We start from the raw sequence: 22,479 nt of genomic DNA, 5'->3' as shown, positions 1-22,479 counted from the left end.
GGCGGGCCTGGCCGTACCTGGCCGTACCTGTGTTCACGGGGGCGAGTTCCTCCCGTCAGCTCACGTCCAGCCGCAGGATCCGGTCGTCGCTCTGCTTCGGCTCGCCGCGCCCGTCGGTGTTGCTGGTGACCAGCCACAGCCCGCCGTCCTGGGCCGTCACGACCGTACGCAGCCGCCCGTGCTCGCCCTGGAGGAACGCCTGCGGCTCCGCCGATGCCCGCCGCCCGGCGAGCGGGATCCGCCACAGCCGTTCGCCGCGCAGTCCCGCCATCCAGACCGAGCCCTCGGCGATCGCGATGCCGCTCGGCGAGGCGTCCGCCGTCTTCCACTGCGCCACCGGATCAACGAACCGGGTGTCGCCCCGGCCCTTGCCCTCGACCTCGGGCCAGCCGTAGTTCTTGCCCGGCTCGATCAGGTTCAGCTCGTCCCAGGTGTTCTGGCCGAACTCGGCGGCCCACAGGCGGCCCGCGCCGTCCCAGGCCAAGCCCTGCACATTGCGGTGTCCGTACGTGTACACCACCGAGTCGGCGTCCGGATTGCCGTGCACCGGCTCGCCGTCCGGCGTCATGCGCAGGATCTTGCCGCCCAGCGACTTCCGGTCCTGGGCGAGGCCGGTGTCGCCGGTCTCGCCGGTGCCCGCGTACAGCATCTTGTCCGGGCCGAACGCGATCCGGCCGCCGTTGTGGATCTGCCCCTTGGGGATGCCCTTCAGCACCGTGTCGGGGGCGCCCAGTTGACTGCCGGGCTGCTTCTTCGCGTCGTAGTTCAGCCGGGCGATACGGTTGTCGGACTCGGTGGTGAAGTACGCGTACACCTGAGGGGACCGGCCGAACGACGGCGCCACCGCGATCCCCAGCAGCCCGCCCTCGCCGCCCGGCGAGACCCCCGGCACCGTGCCGAGCTCGGTCTTCCGGCCGCCGTCCGCCGCCACCCGGAAGATCTTCCCGGTGTCGCGCGAGGACACCAGCAGGTCACCTCCGGGCAGCGCGGCCACTCCCCAGGGTGAGGTGAGGCCGGTGGTCAGGGTGCTGACGACCTTCGCCGAGCCCTGGGCGGGCGGCGCCGTGGCGGACGGGGAGGCCGGGGTGCCGCCCGGGGACGAAGCGCCGGGCGGGGCGGCGGACGAAGCGGCGCGGGAGCCGGCCGGGCCGGGGGCGCTCTCGCCGGAGCACCCCGCCGCCAGTAGCAGCGAGGCAGCGGCCAACACGGAGGTCACGGAGCGTCGTTGCACGGCGAAGTCCTTTCGTCGACGGAACCCGCCTTACGACACCACACCGCACCCCTCACGTCAGGCCCCCACTCCGGCCCGGCCGGGCTCGCGCGTCCCCATCCGGCCCGGCCGAACGCGTGCGTCCCGCCCGGCGCGTGTGGTGGCGCTCAGTCCCACGACCCCCGGGCCGGCGGCAGTGCCGCGATCTCCGCGAGGTCCCGGCGGTCCAGTGTCAGCCCGGCCGCCGCCGCGTTCTCGGCGGCCCAGCGTTCCTTCTTCGTCCCCGGTACGGGCACGACGTGCGGCCCCTGCGCCAGTACCCACGCCAGCGCCACCTGCCCCGGCGTGGCCCCGTGCCGCGCGCCCACCCGGCGCAGTCCGGCCACCACCGGCTGGTTGGCGGCCATCATCTCGGCCGTGAAGCGCGGGTGCCGGGCCCGTATGTCCTCCGGTTCGAAGCCCTGCCCCGGGGTCAGCGTGCCGGTGAGGAAGCCGTTGCCCAGCGGCATGGCCGCGAGGAACCCCACACCGCGCGTGACGCACCACGGCAGCAACGTCTCCAGTGCCTCCTTCGACCACACCGACAGCTCGGCCTGCACGCTGCTGACCGGGAACACCTGCTGGATGCGTTCCAGTTGCCGCAGTGTCCCGTCGTACAGCCGCGTGCCCCGGCGGCGTCCGGCGCGCGCGCCCACCGCGCACAGCCCCAGCGACCGCACCTTCCCGGCGGCCACCAGCCCCGCCATCGCGCCCCAGGTCTCCTCGATCGGTACCTCGGGGTCGGTGCGGTGCAGCTGATACAGGTCGATGCAGTCGGTCTGCAAGCGGCGCAGCGAGGCGTCGCACGCCCGCCTCACGTAACCGGGCCGCCCGTTGGCGACGATGTGCTGCTCGCCCACCAGGAGCCCGACCTTGGTCGAGACGAAGGCTTCGGCGCGGCGCTCCTTCAGGGCCCGCCCGACCAGCAGTTCGTTGGTGAACGGCCCGTACATGTCGGCGGTGTCGAGCAGGGTGCAGCCCTGGTCGAGCGCGGTGTGCACGGTGCGCAGCGAGGTCTCGCCGTTGCGCTGCGACTCGGTGTACCCCCAGCTCATCGGCATACAGCCGAGTCCGATTGCACCCACTTCGAGCGCTGTAGCACCGATTGTCCTGCGCTCCACGTGGTCGTGCCTCCATCCCCTCGCCCCCGATCAAGGGCCTGACCAAACTAACGTCTGAGGCCGGAGGGCATCGCATAGCCTCGGGCCATGGCACCAGCAGACCCGCGCACCGCCGCGAACGACGTATGGCTCCCGATCCCCGCCGACGAGGTCGGCGGACTGCCGGACGGCTTCGGCTACGTCCATTGGGACGCCGGGCCGGAGTTCCCCGCCGACCCCGCCCGCTGCGCCTTCTACGTGGTCCCGTACATGAAGGATCCGCAGGTGTGCCTACGCCCGCTGACGGAGATGACCGGGCTGCGCGCCGTGCAGACCCTGACCGCCGGCATCGAGCACATGCTGCCCGCCCTGCCCCGGCTGCCGCCGGGGACACACCTGTGCAACGCCCGCGGACTGCATGACGCCAGCACGGCCGAGCTGGCGCTCACCCTGACGCTCGCCTCGCTGCGCGGCATTCCGGAATTCGTCCGGGGCCAGGACGAGGAGCGGTGGCTCGGCGGATTCCGGCCCGCCCTCGCCGACAAGACGGTGCTCATCGTGGGGTACGGATCGATAGGCAGTGCGATCGAGGACCGGCTCACGCCCTTCGAGTGTGCGCGGGTGGCGCGCATTGCGCGCACCGCACGTGAGACCGTGCGCGGGCCCGTGCTTCCGCTCGCCGACCTGCCCGCCGAGCTGCCCGCGGCGGACGTCGTGATCATCGCCACGCCGCTCACCGACGCCACCCGCGGCCTGGTCGGGAGTGACTTCCTGGCCCGTATGAAGGACGGCGCGCTGCTGGTGAACGTGGCGCGCGGCGCCGTCGTCAACACGAAGGCGCTTCTGGCCGAACTCGAATCGGGGCGATTGCGGGCGGCCCTGGACGTCACCGATCCGGAACCGCTGCCCGCGGGACATCCGCTGTGGCACGCTCCCGGCGTGCTCGTCACTCCCCACGTCGGAGGCCCCAGCTCTGCCTTCCTGCCCCGCGCGAAGCGCCTCATCAGGGATCAGCTGACACGTTTCGCCTCCGGTGATCCCTTGTGCAACGTCGTGGCTACGGCCGGGTGAAACCTTCCCGGACCCCTTGCGGGTAGCTCTACGGGGCCGTACGACTGCACTGGGTATCCGCATCCCACTGACAGTCATGCTGCGTAGAGAGGCTATGTCCCTGAGTGACGAACCTGGTGTATCGTCCGAGCGGGGACAGCGCCGGGCAGTGCTGCGGCGCAGCGCGAAAGACCGGAACCGAGGGGGGCGACGGGCGATGTACGGCCGATGGACGACGCACGGGACAGGCACTCCGCAATCCCCCGGGGGGACACCTCCGGGTCCATGGGCGCGCCGGGCGCCGTGCGCGCACCGGCCACGACGATGTCGCGCGGTGGGCGGGAGGAGAGGGCGGTGAGCGCCACGGGCGCGGTCCTCGCCCGGCCGCCGGTGCAGACCGGCGGCGCACCGGGTGTGGTCCCGCAGGTCGTGCTCGCGGTCGTCTGCGGCGGTTACGCGGTGGGCGCCGCCCTGGGCTGGGGCTCTCCCGAACTGGCGCTCTTCATGGGCGACTTCGGCCTCAGCGTGGCCGCCTTCGCTGCGGCCGTCTCCTGTTTCCTGTACGCCCGCAGGCACCACGGCCGGTTTCGACCCGCCTGGCTGCTGTTCGCCGCCTCCTCCACGATGGCGGGGATCGGCAACGGCGTCTGGGGCTGGTACGAGGTCGTGCTGCGCGAGCCGGTGCCGAGCCCCTCGCTCGCGGACTTCTGCTTCCTGCTCTTCGCGCCACCTGCCATCGTCGGCCTGCTCGTGCTCGCCAAGAGGCCCGTTTCCAAGGCCGGCTGGGTGTGCCTGGGGCTGGACGCCTGGCTGATCGGCGGCTCGCTGCTGACGCTCTCCTGGAGCCTGGCGCTCGCGCACACCGCGCACTTCCAGGGCCAGAGCGTGCCGCAGGGCGCGCTCGCGCTGGCGTACCCGCTCCTGGACATCGTGCTGGTGAGCATGGTGCTCGCCCTGCACTTCAAGCGCTCCTCGGCGCACCGCTCGGCCATCAACACCGCCATCGCGGCGCTGGCCCTGACGGTGCTGTGCGACGCGCTGTTCAGCTCGCCGCTGCTGCGCGAGCACTACCGCTCCGGGCAGATCCTGGACGCCGGCTGGTTCGCCGGATCGATGCTGCTCACGTACGCGCCCTGGGTGGCCCGGCGGCTGCCCGGCGGCGACACCGCGGCGGCGGCTCCCGAGCGTGCCGCCCCCCGCACCCCGCCGGCCACGGGCACCCCCGCGGCCACCGCGGCGGCCACCCGGCCCATCGCGGGCTCGCTGGCCGCCCTCACCCCGTACCTGGCCGCCGCCGTCTGCACCCTGGGCATTCTGTACAACGTCCTGGACGGCCGCCGCATCGACCGCGTGGTGCTCTTCACCGGCTGCACGGTCGTCCTCGCCCTCGTCGTGCGCCAGGGCATCATGCTGCTCGACAACATCACCCTCACGCAGGAACTGGCCCAGAAGGAGAACCACTTCCGCTCGCTGGTGCAGGGCTCCAGCGACGTCATCATGATCGCCGCGCCGACCGGGATACTGCGCTACGTCAGCCCCGCCGCCACGGGGGTCTACGGCCGGGACGCGGAGGAGCTGATCGGCTCCGAGCTGGCCTCCCTCATCCATCCCGAGGACCTGGGGCGGGTGGTGCACGAGGTGCGCAGATTCCTCGCCGCCCGGCCCGAGGACGAACCGACCACCCGTATCGAGTGCCGCTTCCGCGCGGGTGAACACCGCGCGGGCGGCGAGAAGTGGCTCAACGTCGAGTCCACCGTCAACCGCCACCACGGCGGCCTCATCTTCAACTCCCGCGACGTCACCGAACGCGTCCGCCTCCAGGCACAGTTGCAGCACAACGCCTCGCACGACGCGCTCACCGACCTGCCCAACCGGGCCCTGTTCACCGAGCGGGTCAGCCAGGCGCTGACCGGCCGCCGCGCCACCGATCCGGGCACCGCCGTGCTCTACATCGACCTGGACGGCTTCAAGCAGGTGAACGACACCATCGGCCATCAGGCGGGCGACGAGCTGCTGATCCAGGCCGCCCGCAGACTGGCCGAATCCGTACGGGCCGGGGACACCGCCGCGCGGCTGGGCGGCGACGAGTTCGCCGCGCTGATCATGGGCGACGGCTCCCGCGACCACGCGGCGCGCGAGCACCGCATCCTGGAGGTCGCCGACCGGCTGCGCATCCGGCTCTCCGACCCGTACAAGATCGACGGCCGGGACGTACGGGTCGCCGCCAGCATCGGTGTCGCCTTCGCCGAGCCGGGCATCACCCCCGGCCCCCTGATGCGCAACGCCGACCTGGCGATGTACCGCGCCAAACAGGCCGGCAAGGGCTGCGTCAAGCTGTACGCACCACAGATGCAGGCCGACGTGGTGCACCGCGCCGAGCTGGCCACCAAGCTGCGCACCGCCCTGCACGACGGCGAGTTCGCGCTGCTCCACCAGCCCGTGGTGGAACTGGCCGGCGGCCGGATCACGGCGGTCGCCGCCCTGGCCCGCTGGCGCTCCGCCCAGGGCATACTCTTCACCCCCGCCGAGTTCCTGCGGGTCGGCGACCGCGGCCGGCTCAAGGAGGACGGCGACCGCACCGCCGAGCTGGGCCGCTGGCAGCTGGAGGAGGCGGTGCAGCAGGCCGCCGGCCGGCACCGGGCGGGCCATCCGGTCCCGGTGGCCGTCCGGATCTCCGCGCACCGGCTGCTCGACCGGGCGCTGCCGCCCAAGAGCATCGAGGCCCTGCTGTCCCGGCACGGCCTGCCGTCCGGGTCGCTGGTCCTGGAGCTGTCCGACACCGATCCGCGGATACCGCTGGAGGAGCTGGAGCGCCGCCTGGTCGCCCTGCGCCGCCTGGGGGTACGGATCGCCCTGGACGGCTTCGGCAGCGGCGCGGCCGCCATCGGAGCGCTGCGGCGGCTGCCCGTCGACGTGCTGCGGCTGGACCGGGACCTGGTCGACGGGGTGGTGGACTCTGCCCGGCTGCACAAGATCACCTCGGGGCTGCTGCGGATCGCCTCCGACCTCGGCATGCAGTCCGTCGCCGACGGCGTCGACCTGCCCGAGCAGATCGTCGCGCTGCGCTCCATGGGCTGTACGCACGGCCAGGGCATGGCCTTCTCCGGGCCGCTGGACGAGCACCGGCTGCGCCGCGCGCTGACGCAGGGCGGTTATCCGGTGCCGGGCCCGGGGAGCGAGGGCCGGGCGGTGGTGCTCAGCGGTACGGGCCTGCCGGTGCGTCACGTCAAGAAGGGGCGCGAACCGGTGTCACCCGGACGGGTGCTGGGCGAACTGCCCAGGCGGTTCGGGCCGGGGGACGGCCGGGACGGGGCGGAGGCCGCGCTGGCCAGGCCTCCGCTGCGCCCAAATAGTGAGACCTCCGTCCCACCCACTTGACACTCCCCTGGCAGCAGGGGGAGGGTCAGTTCCATGCGCACCCGAATTCTCGTACTTGGAAAGCGCGTCGGCTGAAGCTGGGTCACTCAAGAAACCCAGCGCTCCGCACCGGCGCGCTCCCCTCGCTTGCCTCACGGCACGAGGGGTTTTTTGTTGCATAACCACCCCCATACCCCACCAAAACCCTCAGCTTCGAGAAGAGACGCAGATGACCGAGCAGGCCACCGGGGCCCACCATCCGCAGCCGCGGGCCCGTAACTCCGGCGGAGCGCCCGCGACCGCCGTGGAGCACGTCACGGGCGCGCAGTCCCTCATCCGTTCGCTCGAAGAGGTCGGGGCCGACACCGTGTTCGGCATTCCGGGGGGCGCCATCCTCCCCGCGTACGACCCGATGATGGACTCCTCGAAGGTCCGCCACGTCCTGGTCCGCCACGAGCAGGGCGCGGGCCACGCCGCCACCGGCTACGCGCAGGCCACCGGCAAGGTCGGCGTCTGCATGGCCACCTCCGGCCCCGGTGCCACCAACCTCGTCACCCCGATCGCCGACGCCCACATGGACTCCGTCCCGATGGTCGCGATCACCGGTCAGGTCGCCTCCAAGGCGATCGGCACCGACGCCTTCCAGGAGGCGGACATCTGCGGCATCACGATGCCGATCACCAAGCACAACTTCCTGGTCACCGACGCGGCCGAGATCCCCCGCACCATCGCCGAGGCGTTCCACATCGCCTCCACCGGCCGCCCGGGACCGGTCCTGGTGGACATCGCCAAGGACGCCCTCCAGGCACAGACCACCTTCACCTGGCCGCCGCACACCGACCTGCCCGGCTACCGCCCGGTCACCAAGCCGCACGCCAAGCAGATCCGCGAGGCCGCCCGGCTGATCACCGAGGCCCGCCGCCCGGTCCTGTACGTCGGCGGCGGCGTGATGAAGTCCGGCGCCACCGCCGAACTGAAGGTGCTGGCCGAACTGACCGGCGCGCCCGTCACCACCACCCTGATGGCCCTGGGCTCCTTCCCCGACACCCACCCGCAGCACGTCGGCATGCCCGGGATGCACGGTACGGTCGCCGCCGTCACCGCCCTGCAGAAGGCCGACCTGATCGTCGCGCTCGGCGCCCGCTTCGACGACCGGGTCACCGGCAAGCTGGACTCCTTCGCCCCGTTCGCCAAGGTCGTGCACGCCGACATCGACCCGGCCGAGATCGGCAAGAACCGCGCGGCCGACGTGCCGATCGTCGGCGACGCCCGCGAGGTCATCGCCGACCTGGTCGTGGCCCTCCAGGCCGAGCACGCGGCGGGCCGCACCGGTGACTGCACCGCCTGGTGGAAGGACCTCGACCGCTGGCGCGAGACGTACCCGCTGGGCTATGGCCACCCCGACAACGGCAGCCTGGCCCCGCAGCAGGTCATCCAGCGCCTGGGCGAGCTGGCCCCCGAGGGCACGATCTACGCGGCGGGCGTCGGCCAGCACCAGATGTGGGCCGCCCACTTCATCGACTACGACACGCCGTCCACCTGGCTGAACTCCGGCGGCGCCGGGACGATGGGCTACGCCGTCCCGGCCGCCATGGGCGCCAAGGCCGGGCGGCCGGACCGTACGGTCTGGGCGATCGACGGCGACGGCTGCTTCCAGATGACCAACCAGGAACTGGTCACCTGCGCGCTGAACAACATCCCGATCAAGGTCGCCATCATCAACAACGGCGCCCTCGGCATGGTCCGCCAGTGGCAGGCCCTGTTCTACAACCAGCGCTACTCCAACACCGTCCTGCACAGCGGCCCCGAGGACTGCCTCGCCACGGCCGAGGTGGCCGGCGGCGGCACCCGCGTCCCGGACTTCGTGAAGCTGGCCGAGGCGATGGGCTGCGTCGCGATGCGCTGCGAGGACCCGGCCGAGCTGGACGCGGTGATCGCCAAGGCGAACGCGATCAACGACCGCCCGGTGGTCGTGGACTTCATCGTGCACGAGGACGCCCAGGTCTGGCCGATGGTCGCGGCCGGCACCTCCAACGACGAGGTCATGGCGGCCCGCGGGGTCCGCCCCGACTTCGGCGACAACGAAGACGACTGAGACGCCGGGACGCGAGACACGCGGATAGAAGAGAGAAGACCGACCATGTCCAAGCACACGCTCTCCGTCCTGGTGGAGAACACCCCCGGCATCCTGGCCCGGATCGCCGCCCTGTTCTCCCGCCGCGGATTCAACATCGACTCGCTCGCCGTGGGCGTCACCGAGCACCCCGACATCTCCCGCATCACCATCGTGGTGAGCGTCGAGTCGCTCCCGCTGGAGCAGGTCACCAAGCAGCTCAACAAGCTCGTCAACGTGCTGAAGATCGTCGAGCTGGAGCCCGGCGCCGCGGTCCAGCGGGAACTGGTGCTGGCCAAGGTGCGCGCCGACAACGAGACCCGCTCGCAGATCGTGGAGATCGTCCAGCTCTTCCGCGCCAAGACCGTCGACGTCTCCCCGGACGCGGTGACCATCGAGGCGACCGGCAGCAGCGACAAGCTCGAAGCGATGCTCAAGATGCTGGAGCCGTTCGGCATCAAGGAGTTGGTGCAGTCCGGCACCATCGCCATAGGGCGCGGCGCCCGCTCCATCACGGACCGCTCGCTGCGGGCCCTGGACCGCTCCGCCTGAGCCGTCCGCGCCCTCCCGGGGCCCTCCCGGACCGTATCGCGAGACCCCCGAACCTTTCCTCACGAGCCCGACGTAATGTGTCGGGCAACCAGCTAGATCCAAGGAGATACCCGAAGTGGCCGAGCTGTTCTACGACGACAACGCCGACCTGTCCATCATCCAGGGCCGCAAGGTCGCGGTTCTCGGCTACGGCAGCCAGGGCCACGCCCACGCCCTCTCCCTGCGTGACTCGGGCGTCGACGTCCGGGTGGGTCTGCACGAGGGCTCGAAGTCGAAGTCCAAGGCCGAGGAGCAGGGCCTGCGCGTGGTCAGCCCGGCCGAGGCGGCGGCGGAGGCCGACGTCATCATGATCCTGGTGCCGGACCCGATCCAGGCGAAGGTCTACGAGGAGTCCGTCAAGGACAACCTGAAGGACGGCGACGCGCTGTTCTTCGGCCACGGCCTGAACATCCGCTACGGCTTCATCAAGCCGCCGGAGAACGTCGACGTGTGCATGGTCGCCCCCAAGGGCCCGGGCCACCTGGTGCGCCGCCAGTACGAGGAGGGCCGCGGCGTGCCGTGCATCGCGGCCGTCGAGCAGGACGCCTCCGGCAACGCCTTCGCGCTGGCCCTGTCGTACGCCAAGGGCATCGGCGGCACCCGCGCCGGCGTCATCAAGACCACCTTCACCGAGGAGACCGAGACCGACCTCTTCGGTGAGCAGGCGGTGCTCTGCGGCGGTGCCTCGGCGCTGGTCAAGGCGGGCTTCGAGACCCTGGTCGAGGCCGGCTACCAGCCGGAGATCGCCTACTTCGAGTGCCTGCACGAGCTGAAGCTGATCGTGGACCTCATGTACGAGGGCGGCCTGGAGAAGATGCGCTGGTCGATCTCCGAGACCGCCGAGTGGGGCGACTACGTCACCGGCCCGCGGATCGTCAACGACGCCACCAAGGCCGAGATGAAGAAGGTGCTCGCCGAGATCCAGGACGGCACCTTCGCGAACAACTGGATGGCGGAGTACAACGCCGGCCTGCCCAAGTACAACGAGTACAAGAAGGCCGACGAGGACCACCTGCTGGAGACCACCGGCAAGAAGCTCCGCAAGCTGATGAGCTGGGTCGACGACGAGCAGTGAGCCGTACGGCACGGGGCCGTGGCAGCCGCCGCGGCCCCGTTCGCCGCGTCCGGCGCCCGGCCCCGCCCTGGTGTTGTCCACCGCGTCGCACCACGACCGGGTGATCCTTCCGAAACGGCGGATGAACGGCCGGGGGCCAGCACTACACTGCACACCACAAGCGCGTCAGGCTCACAGCGTCGTGCGTCTTCCACGCGGCTGCCCCCTTCACCGCCTTCGGCCGTCGGGACGGCCGTCCTCCCCCGTAGCCATCAGGGGCACGGGTGGGGCCCCCAGGACTAGTGAGGACTGAAGACCACGTGAGCTCGAAACCTGTCGTACTGATCGCCGAGGAACTGTCGCCCGCCACCGTCGACGCCCTCGGTCCGGACTTCGAGATCCGGCACTGCAACGGCGCCGACCGGGCCGAGCTGCTGCCCGCCATCGCCGACGTCGACGCGATCCTCGTGCGCAGCGCGACCAAGGTCGACGCCGAGGCCATCGCCGCCGCCCGCAAGCTCAAGGTCGTCGCCCGGGCCGGTGTCGGCCTGGACAACGTCGACGTCTCCGCCGCCACCAAGGCCGGCGTGATGGTCGTCAACGCGCCGACCTCCAACATCGTCACCGCCGCCGAGCTGGCCTGCGGCCTGCTGCTCGCCACGGCCCGCAACATCCCGCAGGCGAACACCGCGCTGAAGAACGGCGAGTGGAAGCGCAGCAAGTACACCGGCGTCGAGCTGTCCGAGAAGGTCCTCGGCGTGGTCGGCCTCGGCCGGATCGGCGTGCTGGTCGCGCAGCGGATGTCGGCCTTCGGCATGAAGATCGTCGCCTACGACCCGTACGTGCAGCCGGCCCGCGCCGCGCAGATGGGCGTCAAGCTGGTCACCCTCGACGAGCTGCTGGAGGTCGCGGACTTCATCACCGTCCACCTCCCCAAGACCCCCGAGACGCTCGGTCTGATCGGTGACGAGGCGCTGCACAAGGTCAAGCCGACGGTGCGCGTCGTCAACGCCGCGCGCGGCGGCATCGTGGACGAGACCGCGCTGGCCAGCGCCCTCAAGGAGGGCCGGGTGGCCGGCGCGGGCCTGGACGTCTACGCCAGCGAGCCCTGCACCGACTCCCCGCTGTTCGAGTTCGACCAGGTCGTCGCCACCCCGCACCTCGGCGCCTCGACGGGCGAGGCGCAGGAGAAGGCGGGCATCGCGGTCGCCAAGTCGGTGCGGCTGGCGCTGGCCGGTGAGCTGGTGCCGGACGCGGTCAACGTCCAGGGCGGCGTGATCGCCGAGGACGTCAAGCCGGGGCTGCCGCTGGCCGAGCGGCTGGGCCGGATCTTCACCGCGCTGGCCGGCGAGGTGGCGGTCCGCCTGGACGTCGAGGTGTACGGCGAGATCACCCAGCACGACGTCAAGGTGCTGGAACTGTCCGCGCTCAAGGGCGTGTTCGAGGACGTGGTGGCCGAGACCGTCTCGTACGTCAACGCCCCGCTGTTCGCGCAGGAGCGCGGTGTCGAGGTGCGCCTGACCACCAGCAGCGAGTCGGCCGAGCACCGCAACGTGGTCACGGTGCGCGGCACCCTGTCCGGCGGCGACGAGATCTCCATCTCCGGCACCCTGGCGGGCAACAAGAACCAGCAGAAGATCGTCGCGGTCGGTGAGCACTCCATCGACCTGGCGCTCGCCGACCACATGGCCTTCCTGCGCTACGGCGACCGCCCCGGCGTCGTCGGCACGCTGGGCCGCATTCTCGGCGAGGCGGGCATCAACATCGCGGGCATGCAGGTCTCGCGGGCCGACGCGGGCGGCGAGGCGCTGGTCGCGCTGACCGTCGACGACACGATCCCGGCGCCGGTGCTCGCCGAGATCGCCGACGAGATCGGCGCCACCTCGGCGCGCGCGGTCAACCTCGCGGACTGAGGTACGGCCGTACCCGTACCCCACCGGGCCCGGGCCCCGCTGCGGCGGGAGCCCGGGCCCGCTGCCGTGCGGGCGGGGGAGCAGTCGGCCCATCACCCGTTCGGCCTAGTGCGGACCGAAGCCGGACGCCCCGCAAACTCGCCGCCGAGCCGGTGTTCCGGGGGTTTTCCGACTCGCTGCGCGCTGCGCCGCGGCGCGCAATGGGAACTGCACGTGCCCCCTGCCGGCGCGTGCGGAAGGAGAGCGACGCCATGAACGCACCCCTGGGTGAGAACCTTCAGGACATGGCCGGAAAGAACGTGGTCGACCCGGAGGGCAACAAGGTGGGCTCGGTCCAGCAGATCTACCGGGACGACGCCACCGACGCGCCCGAGTGGATCACTGTGCGCACCGGCCTGTTCGGCATGAAGGAGACCTTCGTACCGCTCGCCGGATGCCGGCGGGTGGGCGACGAGCTGCAGGTCCCGTACACCAAGGAGCAGATCAAGGACGCCCCGCGGATCGACGCGGACGGGCACCTGGAACCGGCCGAGGAGGAACGGCTCTACCGGCACTACGGGATGTCCCGGCCGGGCACCGCACCGACCGGCACGGTCCCGGGCCGGACCACGACCGCCGGCGCCGGAATGGGCACCGCCGGTGCCGCCGGCGCGGCCGGAATGCGCCCGCCCGAGGAGCGCCGCCGGGAGCGGACCGAAACCGCGCCGCTGGCCGGCGCGGGGGCCGGGGCCGGGGCGATGGCCATGTCCCGCGGCCGGGAAGACGCCGCGCGGTCCAAGGAGCAGAACCCGGAGATGCTCATCTCCGAAGAGCACGTCGAGATCGGCACCGAGGCGCGCGAGAGCGGCCACGCCCGGCTGCGCAAGCACGTGACGACCGGCGAGGTGCACCGCTCCGTACCCGTCACCCACGACGAGGCACGCATCACGCGCGAGAAGATCAGCGAAGAGGACCGCCGCAAGGCGCGGGGCCGGCAGCCCAAGCTGGGCGAGGACGAGGTGGACGTCACGCTCTACGCGGAGCAGGTCGTCGTCAGCAAGGAGAACGTGCCCGTCGAGCGGATCCGGCTGGAGACCGAGCGGGTCACCGAGCAGCAGGAGGTCAACACCGAGGTCCACCGGGAAGAGGTGGAGTTCGACGACGGCAAGGGCACCGGGCGGCGCGACCGCCGGGGCCGTGGCCAGGGGCCCGAGCGGGGCCGCGGCGGTCCGGGCACCGAGCGGGACCGGTAGACCGCAGGCCCGCTGGGCGCCGCCGCTTGCGGCAGTCCGCCGCTCCACGGGCCCGGCCCGCCGCAGTCACCGCGCGGCGGGCCGGGTGCCGTACCGCCCTCGGCGGGCCGGGGTCCGAGCGCGCTGGGCTGTGCCGTACCGCCCTCGGCGGGCCGGGGGCCGAGCGCACTGGGCTCCGTACCACCGCAGGCAGGCGACGCTCCGCCCGTACGTCATGTGCCTGCCCGGTGCACCCCGTCCGGCGCCGCTGCCCGCCGGGCATAGGCTGACCGCATGGGACACCGTGAAGACCTGCTGGAAGGGGCCAAGCGCTGCCTCCTGGAAAAGGGGTACGCGCGCACCACCGCCCGCGACATCGTGGCCGCCTCCGGCACCAACCTGGCGTCCATCGGCTACCACTACGGCTCCAAGGACGTCCTGATGCGCCGGGCGCTGGTGGAGTCCGTCGAGGAGTGGGGCGCCGGGCTCGCCGGTCCGGAGGAGGCCGGCGGCGGGGAGCCGGCCGGTGATCCCGTGGAGCGCTTCGCGGCCGTGTGGGACCGCATCCTGCGCAGCTTCCTGGAGCAGCGCGACTTCGTGGCCTCCCAGGTCGAGGTGCTCGGCCTGCTGCCCCGCGACCCCGAACTGCGCGCGGCGCTGGCCACGGTCCTGCCGGAGGGCGGCGAAGGGCTGGTCGCGGTCTTCGAGAACGTACCGGACACCGAGGTGGACGCGGAGTCGGCGCGCGTCGTCGGCTCCTTCTACCAGGCGCTGCTCACCGGTCTGATGGTGCAGTCCCTGGTCTCCCCGGCGGCCCTGCCCTCGGGAGGCGACCTCGTGGAGGCGATGCGGCGGGTGCTCTCCGGCACGGTGCTGCCGGCAACGGGGCACGGACCGGAGGAGGAGCACACGGGCAGCGGAACGCCCGCCTCCTGACCGTACCCAGGCCGCCCGCAGGCCCGCTCGCCGCGCTCTGACCGCCCGCCTCCTGACCGTACCCGGGCCGCCCGCGGTCCCGGCCGACGGCCGCCCGTACTGGCCAACCGGCCGAGAGCGTTCGGTATTTGACCGCCCGCCACTTGTCCGGTCGCGCCGACGCGCTCTACGCTCGCCGTACGGACCAGGCAGCAGCTGCCGCCGGGCCCGGATCTCCCAGACCCAGAGGTCGCCGAGCAGTCCGCACCCAAGACCGGCCGGAGATCCGCGCCACGCAGCGAACACGCGCCTCCGGCCCCGCCCTTCCCGGCACATCTCAGCCAGGGGTCCTCCCGCGCGCCCCCGGCCCACCAGGAAGGGCGGACAGTGCCAGGCGAGGGGGAAGAGGAGCCCCGTCGCCCGGCAGTCGGCCGCCGCCGGTTCCGGTTCTTCTCCCGGCGGCGGCCGCATCTTCAGCGGACGCCCCGCGCTCGCGGTGCGCACCTTCGCTCCACGGGTACCGGCCGCAGAGTCTCATCGTCCGTCCGGACCCGCCGTCTGTCCAGTACTCAACAAAAGCCTGTTGGCGGACGCCCGCGCACAGCGCCGGCCGTCACCCGGCCCGTGCCCGGCCGGCCGCCCGCCGCGCGGGCACCGGCCGTGCCGCCGACGCCCACGGATCCGCGGGTGGCGGACGCCTCACAGCCGTGCCGTCTTCAGCGCCATGTGGAGCAGCAGGCGGTCGCCGCCCTCGTCCAGGTCGAGGCCGGTCAGCTTCTCGACGCGGCCGAGCCGGTAGTACAGCGTCTGCCGGTGGATGCCGAGCGCCTGGGCCGCGCGGCCCGCCTGCCCCGCGCAGTCGAGGAACACCTCGGCGGTACGGGCGAGTTCACTGTGCGCGGGGGTCAGCAGCGGCCGTACCGGCGGGTCCGGTTCGACCGACGGCAGGCCCGTCAGCAGGCGGTACGCGCCGATGGTGTCCCACTCGGCCACCGGCCCCAGCCGGGGTTCGGCGCGCGCGGCCCGCGCCGCGGCCAGTGCCTCGTGCCAGGCGGTGGGCAGACCGGCCAAGTCCCGTACGGGCGTGCCGAGTCCGGCGGCGCCGGGCAGCGTACGGGCATCCGTCCCGCCCGGCGCCGGCCCGCCGCCCGCGCGTGGTGAGCGCAGCAGGTGCTCGGCCACCGTATGGGCCGCGGCGAGGGCCGCCGGTGAACGCAGCCGTACGAGAGCCGCCAGCGACGGAGCGTCGGCGGTCGCCCGCATCGGCGGAACGGGGGCGGAGCGCCGCCCTCCGGAAGCGGCCGGCGTGCCACTCGGGGCCGCCGGGCCCGGCGGCTCCTCGGCCGCCCCGTTCGCAGCGGGCAGCGCGCAGGCGGCCAGCAGCCCCGGCAGGTTCGGCAGCGGTGCGTGGTCGGTCTCCGGCACGTCCCACGGCGTCACCGCGACCACCAGCAGGGGTGCGTCCGCCGCTGACCGCAGCCCGTCGCGCAGCGCGGCTGCCGCGGCGGTGCGCTCCGTGGGACGCGAGACCAGCAGCGTGCGCAGCAGGTCGCCCAGTTCGGCGCCCGCGCGGGCCTCCGCCGCCAGCAGGGCGCCGATGCCGGAGGCCGACTCCATCGCCTGTTCGATACGGGGGTCCGGCGGCGCGCCGCCCCCGCCCAGCTCCAGATCGGTCAAGTGGCCGTCGTCCAGCAGCCAGACGTACCCCTGGACGATGCCGCGGTGGCGTACGGGCAGGCAGATCCGGCCCTTGAAGACCCCGGCCGCCGGATCGGGCGGGATGCGCAGCGCCGTCTTCGCGCGGGCGATGCCGAACGCCTCGAACCAGGCCCGCACCGCCGCCGTCGAGCGGCGCTGGAGGATCGAACGGGTCCGTACGGGGTCCATGACCAGGTCGTCGTCGCCCTCGTGCGCGCCGAAGGCGATCAGGCCGAAGTCGCGGTCCTCCAGGGTCGCCGGGGCGCCGAGGGCGGCCGAGATCTCGTCCACGAGCTGCTGGTAATCGCCCCGCATAGGCCGCGTGACTCCTTTCCGACGGCGCCCCCGAACCGTACGGCCGTTGCCGTCCGTGCGGCCACCGGGGAGGGTGGGCCCTCCGGTGCCGTTGTGGTCCCCCTCCATTGTCATACATCTGTCTGAGATCCCGGCCACGAAGGCCAGACAGCTGTCGATGGCCGCGAACTGGCGAGATCCTTAAGTTTCAGGTGGCTCATCTCGCCGTCGCGCCCGCCTGCCAGGCGCCCGCCCGGCTTGTCATCTTGAATCGTGGAGGTGCCCCGTGCTGGGTCCCGTGCTTCTCGCAGCAGCCCGCAGCGACAGCATCCGCCGAGTCGTCTCGGCGGCCCCGGTCACCCGTCCGGTCGTCGACCGGTTCGTGGCCGGTGAGCGGCTGGACGCGTCGATGGCCGTCGTGCGGTCCCTGGCGGACCGCGGGATGGAGGTCACCCTCGACCATCTCGGTGAGGACATCACCGACCCGGCCGAGGCACTGCGCAACCGCGACGCCTACCTTCAGCTGACCGCCGCCCTCAAGGACCTGGGCCTCGGCGGGCGCGCCGAGATGTCGGTCAAGCTCTCCGCCTTCGGACAGGCGCTGCCCGGCGGCCACGAGCTGGCCCTGAAGAACGTCACACCGGTCGTCGAGGCCGCCGCCGAGGCCGGTACGACGGTCACCCTGGACATGGAGGACCACACCACGGTCGACTCCACCCTGGCGATCCTCGGCGAACTGCGCGCCCGCTTCCCGCAGACCGGCGCGGTCCTGCAGTCCTACCTCTTCCGCACCGAGGACGACTGCCGGGCGCTCGCCGGGGAAGGATCCCGCGTGCGCCTGGTCAAGGGCGCCTACAAGGAACCCGCGACGGTCGCGTTCCAGGACAAGCGGGAGGTCGACAAGGCGTACGTACGCTGCCTGAAGATCCTCATGGCCGGCGAGGGCTACCCGATGGTCGGGTCGCACGACCCGCGCATGGTGGCGATCGGCCAGGAACTGGGCCGCCGGTTCGGCCGCAAGCCCGCCGACTACGAGTTCCAGATGCTGTACGGCATCCGTGAGACCGAGCAGGAACGCCTGGTCACCGAGGGTCACCGGATGCGTGTCTACATCCCGTACGGCACGGACTGGTACGGCTACTTCATGCGCCGCCTCGCCGAGCGCCCCGCCAACCTCGCGTTCTTCCTGCGCTCGCTCGTCACCAAGAGCTGAGCCGGGCGGCCGGCCCCGCGGCCGGACCGCACGCACCGGGCCGCCGCACGCGGCCCGGCGCCCCACAACTTGACGCACCCGCACACCCCCGACCGAAGGAGACGGCCGACATGGACGCCGTGACCCACGTCCCCGCCCCGTACAACGAGCCGGTGCACGGCTACGCCCCCGGCTCCCCGGAGCGCGCCCGCCTGGAGGCCAAGCTCAAGGAGCTGGCCGGCAACCCGATCGACCTGCCGATGACCATCAACGGCGAGAAGCGGATGGGCGGCGGCGAGCGCTTCGACGTCGTGCAGCCGCACAACCACCAGGCCGTCATCGGTACGTACGCCAACGCCACCCGCCAGGACGCCCAGGACGCGATCGACGCCGCCTTGGCCGCCGCCCCGGCCTGGCGCGCCATGTCCTTCGACGACCGCGCCGCGATCCTGCTCAAGGCCGCCGACCTGCTGTCCGGGCCGTGGCGCGAGACCATCGCCGCCTCCACGATGCTCGGCCAGTCCAAGACCGCCCAGCAGGCCGAGATCGACGCGCCCTGCGAGCTGGTGGACTTCTGGCGCTTCAACGTCCACTTCGCGCGCGAGCTGCTCCAGGAGCAGCCGCCCATGCAGCCGAACGGCGTCTGGAACCGCCTGGACCACCGCCCGCTGGAGGGCTTCGTCTACGCGATCACGCCCTTCAACTTCACCGCCATCGCCGGCAACCTGCCGACCGCGCCCGCCCTGATGGGCAACGTCGTCGTCTGGAAGCCGTCGCCCACGCAGACCCACTCCGCGATCCTGCTCATGCAGCTCCTGGAGGAGGCCGGCCTGCCCAAGGGCGTCATCAACCTGGTGACCGGCGACGGCAAGGAGGTCTCCGAGGTCGCGCTGCCGCACCCGGAGCTGGCCGGCGTCCACTTCACCGGCTCCACCGCCACCTTCCAGTACCTGTGGAAGGCGGTCGGCGAGAACATCACGAACTACCGCTCGTACCCGCGCCTGGTCGGCGAGACCGGCGGCAAGGACTTCATCGTCGCCCACCCGACCGCGGACCCGGCGATCCTGAAGACGGCCGTCACCCGTGGCGCGTTCGAGTACCAGGGCCAGAAGTGTTCGGCCGCCTCCCGCGCCTACATCGCCCGCTCCACCTGGGAGAACGGCTTCAAGGACGACCTGGTGGCGGAGGTCGAGGGCCTCACCATGGGTGACGTCAGCGACCTGTCGAACTTCATCGGCGCCGTCATCGACGACCGCTCCTTCGCCAAGAACAAGGCCGCGATCGACCGCGCCAAGCAGGACCCGACCTGCGAGATCGTCGCGGGCGGCAGCTACGACGACTCGGTCGGCTACTTCGTGCGCCCGACCGTGATCGCCTGCTCGGACCCGGAGAACGAGGTCTTCAAGACCGAGTACTTCGGCCCGATCATCGCCGTCCACGTCTACGAGGACGCCGACTTCGACGCGATGCTGGAGCAGATGGAGTCCGCCTCGGCGTACGCCCTGACCGGCGCCGTCCTCGCCCAGGACCGCCAGGTCCTCGTCGCGGCGTCGGAGAAGCTGCGCTTCGCGGCCGGCAACTTCTACCTCAACGACCGCCCCACCGGCTCCATCGTCGGCCAGCAGCCCTTCGGCGGCGGCCGCGCCTCGGGCACCAACGACAAGGCGGGCTCGAAGTTCAACCTGCTCCGCTGGATGTCGCCGCGCGCCATCAAGGAGACGATGGTCGCCCCGACGGACTACCGCTACCCGCACATGGGCTGACGCGGTAGCCATGCCACGCCGACGGCCCGGCGCTCCCTTGGCGGGGGTGCCGGGCCGTCGGCGTCGTCAGCCGTCGCCGCGCGGGGACCCGGTGATCGCCTCACCGATGACGAAGCCCTTGGCGGGGCCTTCGGGGATGGCGATGTCGGTGCCGTAGGGGACGCGGTGTTCGGCGGCGTAGTCGGCCCTGTCGGGTACTGGGGAGGTGAATACGGTGACGGTGCCTCGGAGGTCGTGGTCGTCGACCAGGACATAGACGGGAATGCCTGCACGAGCGTAGTCGCGGCGTTTGCGGACGCGGTCGCGGCTGATGCTGTTGTGGCCGGGGGAGACCACTTCAACGGCCACTTCCACGGCGGACGCTTTGACGCCGACGCCGTGTTCGATGACGTCCTTCGCCTCGGCATCCTCAAGAGCAATGATCACGTCGGGAATCCAGACCTTGCGGCCGTGGATCACATTGACGTCTTGGTGGCCCGCGTACGGTCCATCGCCCAGGTATCTGTCGGCGGCGCGGCGCAGTTTGTTGGCGATCTGACTGTGCGCGTAACAGCCTGTTGGCGACACCTCGATGAACCCCTCGACGATCTCAGCGTGGAAGCCCTCGGGGAGTTCCATGGCTTCCCACGCCTGCCACAGGACCTCGTCCAGCTCCGGCCCAGGCGGGACCTGGTCGGTCGTTCCCGTGTCAGCCCAGGGGACCTCGTGCGCGACAGCGGTCATGGCGTACCACCTCCTCCTCAAGTGTGGGCGCGCCCGGCCCCGTGGCACAAGCGACATCGTCACGCTACGCAGCCGTGTCTCCTCGACGGGACCGATCAGCAGACGATCACTCGAACGAGCACCTCAGGCCATAGCCCGTCTCAGATAGTAGGAAGGCCAAGTAATTGTGCAGACAGCACGGCGATGCTGGCTTAGCTTTGTAGGAGCCGAACGTTCCGCTCCATCGAGCGGCGGAGCGGGTGCGGCCCGGTGCGTGTGGGCAGGTGATCCCTGCTGACGCCGTGGCCCCCGCGTTGGTCGGCTGTTTCCGGAAGGACGCTTCCGTTCATCTTCTCGGGGCTTTGGCATTGGAGGCGCATCATGACCAAGACCGCTGTCCGCAGGATCCGTCACTCCGCCCGTGCGACCGGCGAGGCCGACCGCAAGAACGCCGCCGCGGCGCTCCAGCGGGCACTCGACCGCCGGGACAACGGCGGCTCGACCGGGCACTGAGCCCGGGGCCGCCCGGGCGGGCGGGGGTGCGGCGCGCCGAGCGCGCGGGCACACCCGCCCGTGCCCGCGCTCAGCGGCGCCGCGTGACCTCGAAGCGGTCGATGCTCTCGCCGGACTCGGCGAGGGCCGTCACCTTCATCCGGGGCCGGTGCCCCGGCAGCACCTCGACCGCGATGAAGGAGTAGCCGGTGTAGCGGACCCGCGACCACTGCACGGCTTCCTTGACCTTCACCTTGCCCTCGGCCCAGTGGTACGTGTCCACGTGGTCGAGGTCCTTGACGTGGCCCTCGTAACTGTCCGGCACCGGGAAGTCGTACAGCGACTTGCCCGCGCCGCCGGCCGTGACGTACACGATGCCTTCGCGCGAGGAGTCCACCGTCTCGCCGATGGGCATCTTCTTGGAGACCCGGCCGCCCTTGATGGCGTCGGTCCGCTCGTAGACGTGGTTGTGGCCGTTGACCACCAGGTCCACCTGGTGCTTCTCGAAGAGCGGCAGCCAGGCGTCGCGCACCCCGCCCTCGGAGGCGTGCGCGTTGGTGGTGGAGAAGGCGCAGTGGTGGAAGAAGACGACGATGAAGTCGATCCCCCGCGTGGCGCGCAGCTCGCCGAGCCTGCGGTCCAGCCACTTCGTCTGCTTGCCGTCGGTGACGCCGAGGTTGGCGGGGATCTCGTACGAGACGTCGTTGGCGTCGAGCGCGACGACGGCGACGTTCCCGTACGTGAAGGAGTAGACGCCCGGCGCGTTCTCGGCGTCCGGACCGTTGCCCGGCAGGCTCCAGCGCGCGTTCTGACCGCCGTATCCGTTGGGGGAGTACCAGGCCTCCATGTCGTGGTTGCCGGTGGTCACCATCCACGGCACGGTCTTGGCCACCGACTCGGTCTGCGCGAGGAACTGGTCCCACTGGCGCGCGTCGTAGGTGTCGTGCTCGGTGCCGCTGCCGTCCGGGTCGGCGTAGCAGATGTCGCCGGCGTGCAGGTGGAAGGCCGGGTTCTGGCCCAGGATGAGCTGGTCGTTGGCGAGGGCGTGGTAGCTGACGCCCTGGTCGCCGAAGGCGGTGAAGACGAAGCGCTCGGCGCGGGCCGGGGCGGTGCGGAAGGTGCCGAGGGTGCCGAAGTGGCGGGAGTCGGCGGGATCGAAGCCGTCGTGGCCGACGCCGTAGTAGTACGTGGTGCCGGGACGCAGGCCGTCGAGCGCGGCGTGCAGGTAGTACTGGTCCACCGCGGGCAGCTTCTTGCTCAGCGCGGGCGTGTGCAGGTCCCGTACCTCGGCGTGGATCTTGCGGCTCAGGTCCCAGGGGCGCAGTCCCACGCGCAGGAACGGGCGCTTGACCGCGAACGGCACCTGCCACGAGACGCGCATCTGGTGCCTGGGGTCCGCGCCGAAGGCCAGGTGCCGGCCGAACGGCGCGACCAGCGAACCGTGCACGGCGCCGGTGGCGGGGGAGGAGAGCAGGGTGGGGGAGGGGGCGGCGGCCTGGGCGGGCCCCGCCAGCAGCCCGCCGCCCGCGACGGCGCCGGCGGTCACGGCGGAGGTGCGCAGCAGACCCCGGCGGGTCAGCTTCGTGCGGAGGTACTCGTGCTGCTCGGGCATGCTCATCCGGCCGGCGAGCGGTTCGGGGATGCCCACGCGTGGTGTGTCCATGGAGCGCAACGTCGCATCACTGTCCGACCGGGCGGGGCCCTGCGGGTGAACGGCAGGTGTCCGACTGCCCGCCTGTCCGTATCCCGGACACAACGTGTCAACCACTGGGACAGCGAGTAGGG

General features: G+C 71.9%; 16 protein-coding genes. 11 read left to right on the top strand and 5 right to left on the bottom strand.

The features are described 5' to 3' along the window. Positions 1-55: 55 nt before the first annotated feature. Complete coding sequence (locus tag JXZ78_RS03525) at positions 56-1,231, bottom strand: PQQ-dependent sugar dehydrogenase (RefSeq protein WP_030018310.1); 1,176 nt, start codon at positions 1,229-1,231, stop codon at positions 56-58. 146 nt (positions 1,232-1,377) lie between these two features. Next, positions 1,378-2,370, bottom strand: a complete 993-nt coding sequence (locus JXZ78_RS03520) for an aldo/keto reductase (protein WP_033037168.1) — start codon at positions 2,368-2,370, stop codon at positions 1,378-1,380. 87 nt (positions 2,371-2,457) lie between these two features. Between JXZ78_RS03520 and JXZ78_RS03515 the strand changes: the two genes are divergently transcribed. The 8 genes from JXZ78_RS03515 (at position 2,458) to JXZ78_RS03480 (ending at position 14,574) form a co-directional block, all read left to right on the top strand. Then, positions 2,458-3,420, top strand: coding sequence for a 2-hydroxyacid dehydrogenase (locus JXZ78_RS03515; protein WP_030018312.1), 963 nt, complete (start codon positions 2,458-2,460; stop codon positions 3,418-3,420). 333 nt (positions 3,421-3,753) lie between these two features. Then, positions 3,754-6,777, top strand: coding sequence for a putative bifunctional diguanylate cyclase/phosphodiesterase (locus JXZ78_RS03510; protein WP_033037169.1), 3,024 nt, complete (start codon positions 3,754-3,756; stop codon positions 6,775-6,777). A 208-nt stretch (positions 6,778-6,985) separates the two neighbouring features. After that, complete coding sequence (locus JXZ78_RS03505) at positions 6,986-8,851, top strand: acetolactate synthase large subunit (RefSeq protein WP_030018314.1); 1,866 nt, start codon at positions 6,986-6,988, stop codon at positions 8,849-8,851. Positions 8,852-8,896: 45 nt separating this feature from the next. Continuing rightward, entirely contained in the window at positions 8,897-9,421 is a 525-nt protein-coding gene (gene ilvN, locus JXZ78_RS03500; protein ID WP_030018315.1) for an acetolactate synthase small subunit, read from the top strand. 115 nt (positions 9,422-9,536) lie between these two features. Beyond that, positions 9,537-10,535, top strand: coding sequence for a ketol-acid reductoisomerase (gene ilvC, locus JXZ78_RS03495; protein ID WP_030018316.1), 999 nt, complete (start codon positions 9,537-9,539; stop codon positions 10,533-10,535). Positions 10,536-10,834: 299 nt separating this feature from the next. Beyond that, positions 10,835-12,427 (top strand): phosphoglycerate dehydrogenase, encoded by a 1,593-nt coding sequence (gene serA, locus JXZ78_RS03490; protein ID WP_030018317.1) that lies wholly within the window; start codon positions 10,835-10,837, stop codon positions 12,425-12,427. Positions 12,428-12,678: 251 nt separating this feature from the next. Further along, the gene (locus JXZ78_RS03485; RefSeq protein ID WP_030018318.1) at positions 12,679-13,659 is read left to right on the top strand and encodes a PRC and DUF2382 domain-containing protein; all 981 of its coding nucleotides are present in this window, start codon (positions 12,679-12,681) and stop codon (positions 13,657-13,659) included. Between the two features lie 273 nt (positions 13,660-13,932). Further along, positions 13,933-14,574, top strand: coding sequence for a TetR/AcrR family transcriptional regulator (locus JXZ78_RS03480; RefSeq protein WP_050502111.1), 642 nt, complete (start codon positions 13,933-13,935; stop codon positions 14,572-14,574). Between the two features lie 678 nt (positions 14,575-15,252). Here the strand turns inward: JXZ78_RS03480 and JXZ78_RS03475 are convergent. Then, positions 15,253-16,566 (bottom strand): helix-turn-helix domain-containing protein, encoded by a 1,314-nt coding sequence (locus JXZ78_RS03475; protein WP_030018320.1) that lies wholly within the window; start codon positions 16,564-16,566, stop codon positions 15,253-15,255. A gap of 265 nt (positions 16,567-16,831) precedes the next feature. On the opposite strand from JXZ78_RS03475, the gene JXZ78_RS03470 reads away from it, so the two are divergent. Then, positions 16,832-17,758, top strand: a complete 927-nt coding sequence (locus tag JXZ78_RS03470; RefSeq protein WP_030018321.1) for a proline dehydrogenase family protein — start codon at positions 16,832-16,834, stop codon at positions 17,756-17,758. Positions 17,759-17,868: 110 nt separating this feature from the next. Further along, complete coding sequence (pruA, locus tag JXZ78_RS03465) at positions 17,869-19,500, top strand: L-glutamate gamma-semialdehyde dehydrogenase (protein WP_030018322.1); 1,632 nt, start codon at positions 17,869-17,871, stop codon at positions 19,498-19,500. 66 nt (positions 19,501-19,566) lie between these two features. On the opposite strand, the gene JXZ78_RS03460 is transcribed toward pruA, so the two are convergent. After that, on the bottom strand, positions 19,567-20,223 hold the full coding sequence (locus tag JXZ78_RS03460; RefSeq protein WP_030018323.1) for a Uma2 family endonuclease: 657 nt from the start codon (positions 20,221-20,223) through the stop codon (positions 19,567-19,569). A 360-nt stretch (positions 20,224-20,583) separates the two neighbouring features. Here JXZ78_RS03460 and JXZ78_RS40110 point away from each other — a divergent pair, with 360 nt between their 5' ends. Continuing rightward, positions 20,584-20,715 (top strand): hypothetical protein, encoded by a 132-nt coding sequence (locus tag JXZ78_RS40110; RefSeq protein ID WP_274535863.1) that lies wholly within the window; start codon positions 20,584-20,586, stop codon positions 20,713-20,715. Positions 20,716-20,785: 70 nt separating this feature from the next. Here the strand turns inward: JXZ78_RS40110 and JXZ78_RS03455 are convergent, their stop codons facing one another. Continuing rightward, the gene (locus tag JXZ78_RS03455; protein WP_030018324.1) at positions 20,786-22,357 is read right to left on the bottom strand and encodes a purple acid phosphatase family protein; all 1,572 of its coding nucleotides are present in this window, start codon (positions 22,355-22,357) and stop codon (positions 20,786-20,788) included. Positions 22,358-22,479: the final 122 nt, after the last annotated feature.

This window comes from Streptomyces monomycini, from assembly GCF_022271435.1.
Classification (GTDB): Bacteria; Actinomycetota; Actinomycetes; order Streptomycetales; family Streptomycetaceae; genus Streptomyces; species Streptomyces monomycini.
The sequence above is the reverse complement of the archived record's forward strand: the minus strand, read 5'-3'. Positions and strand labels throughout refer to the sequence as shown.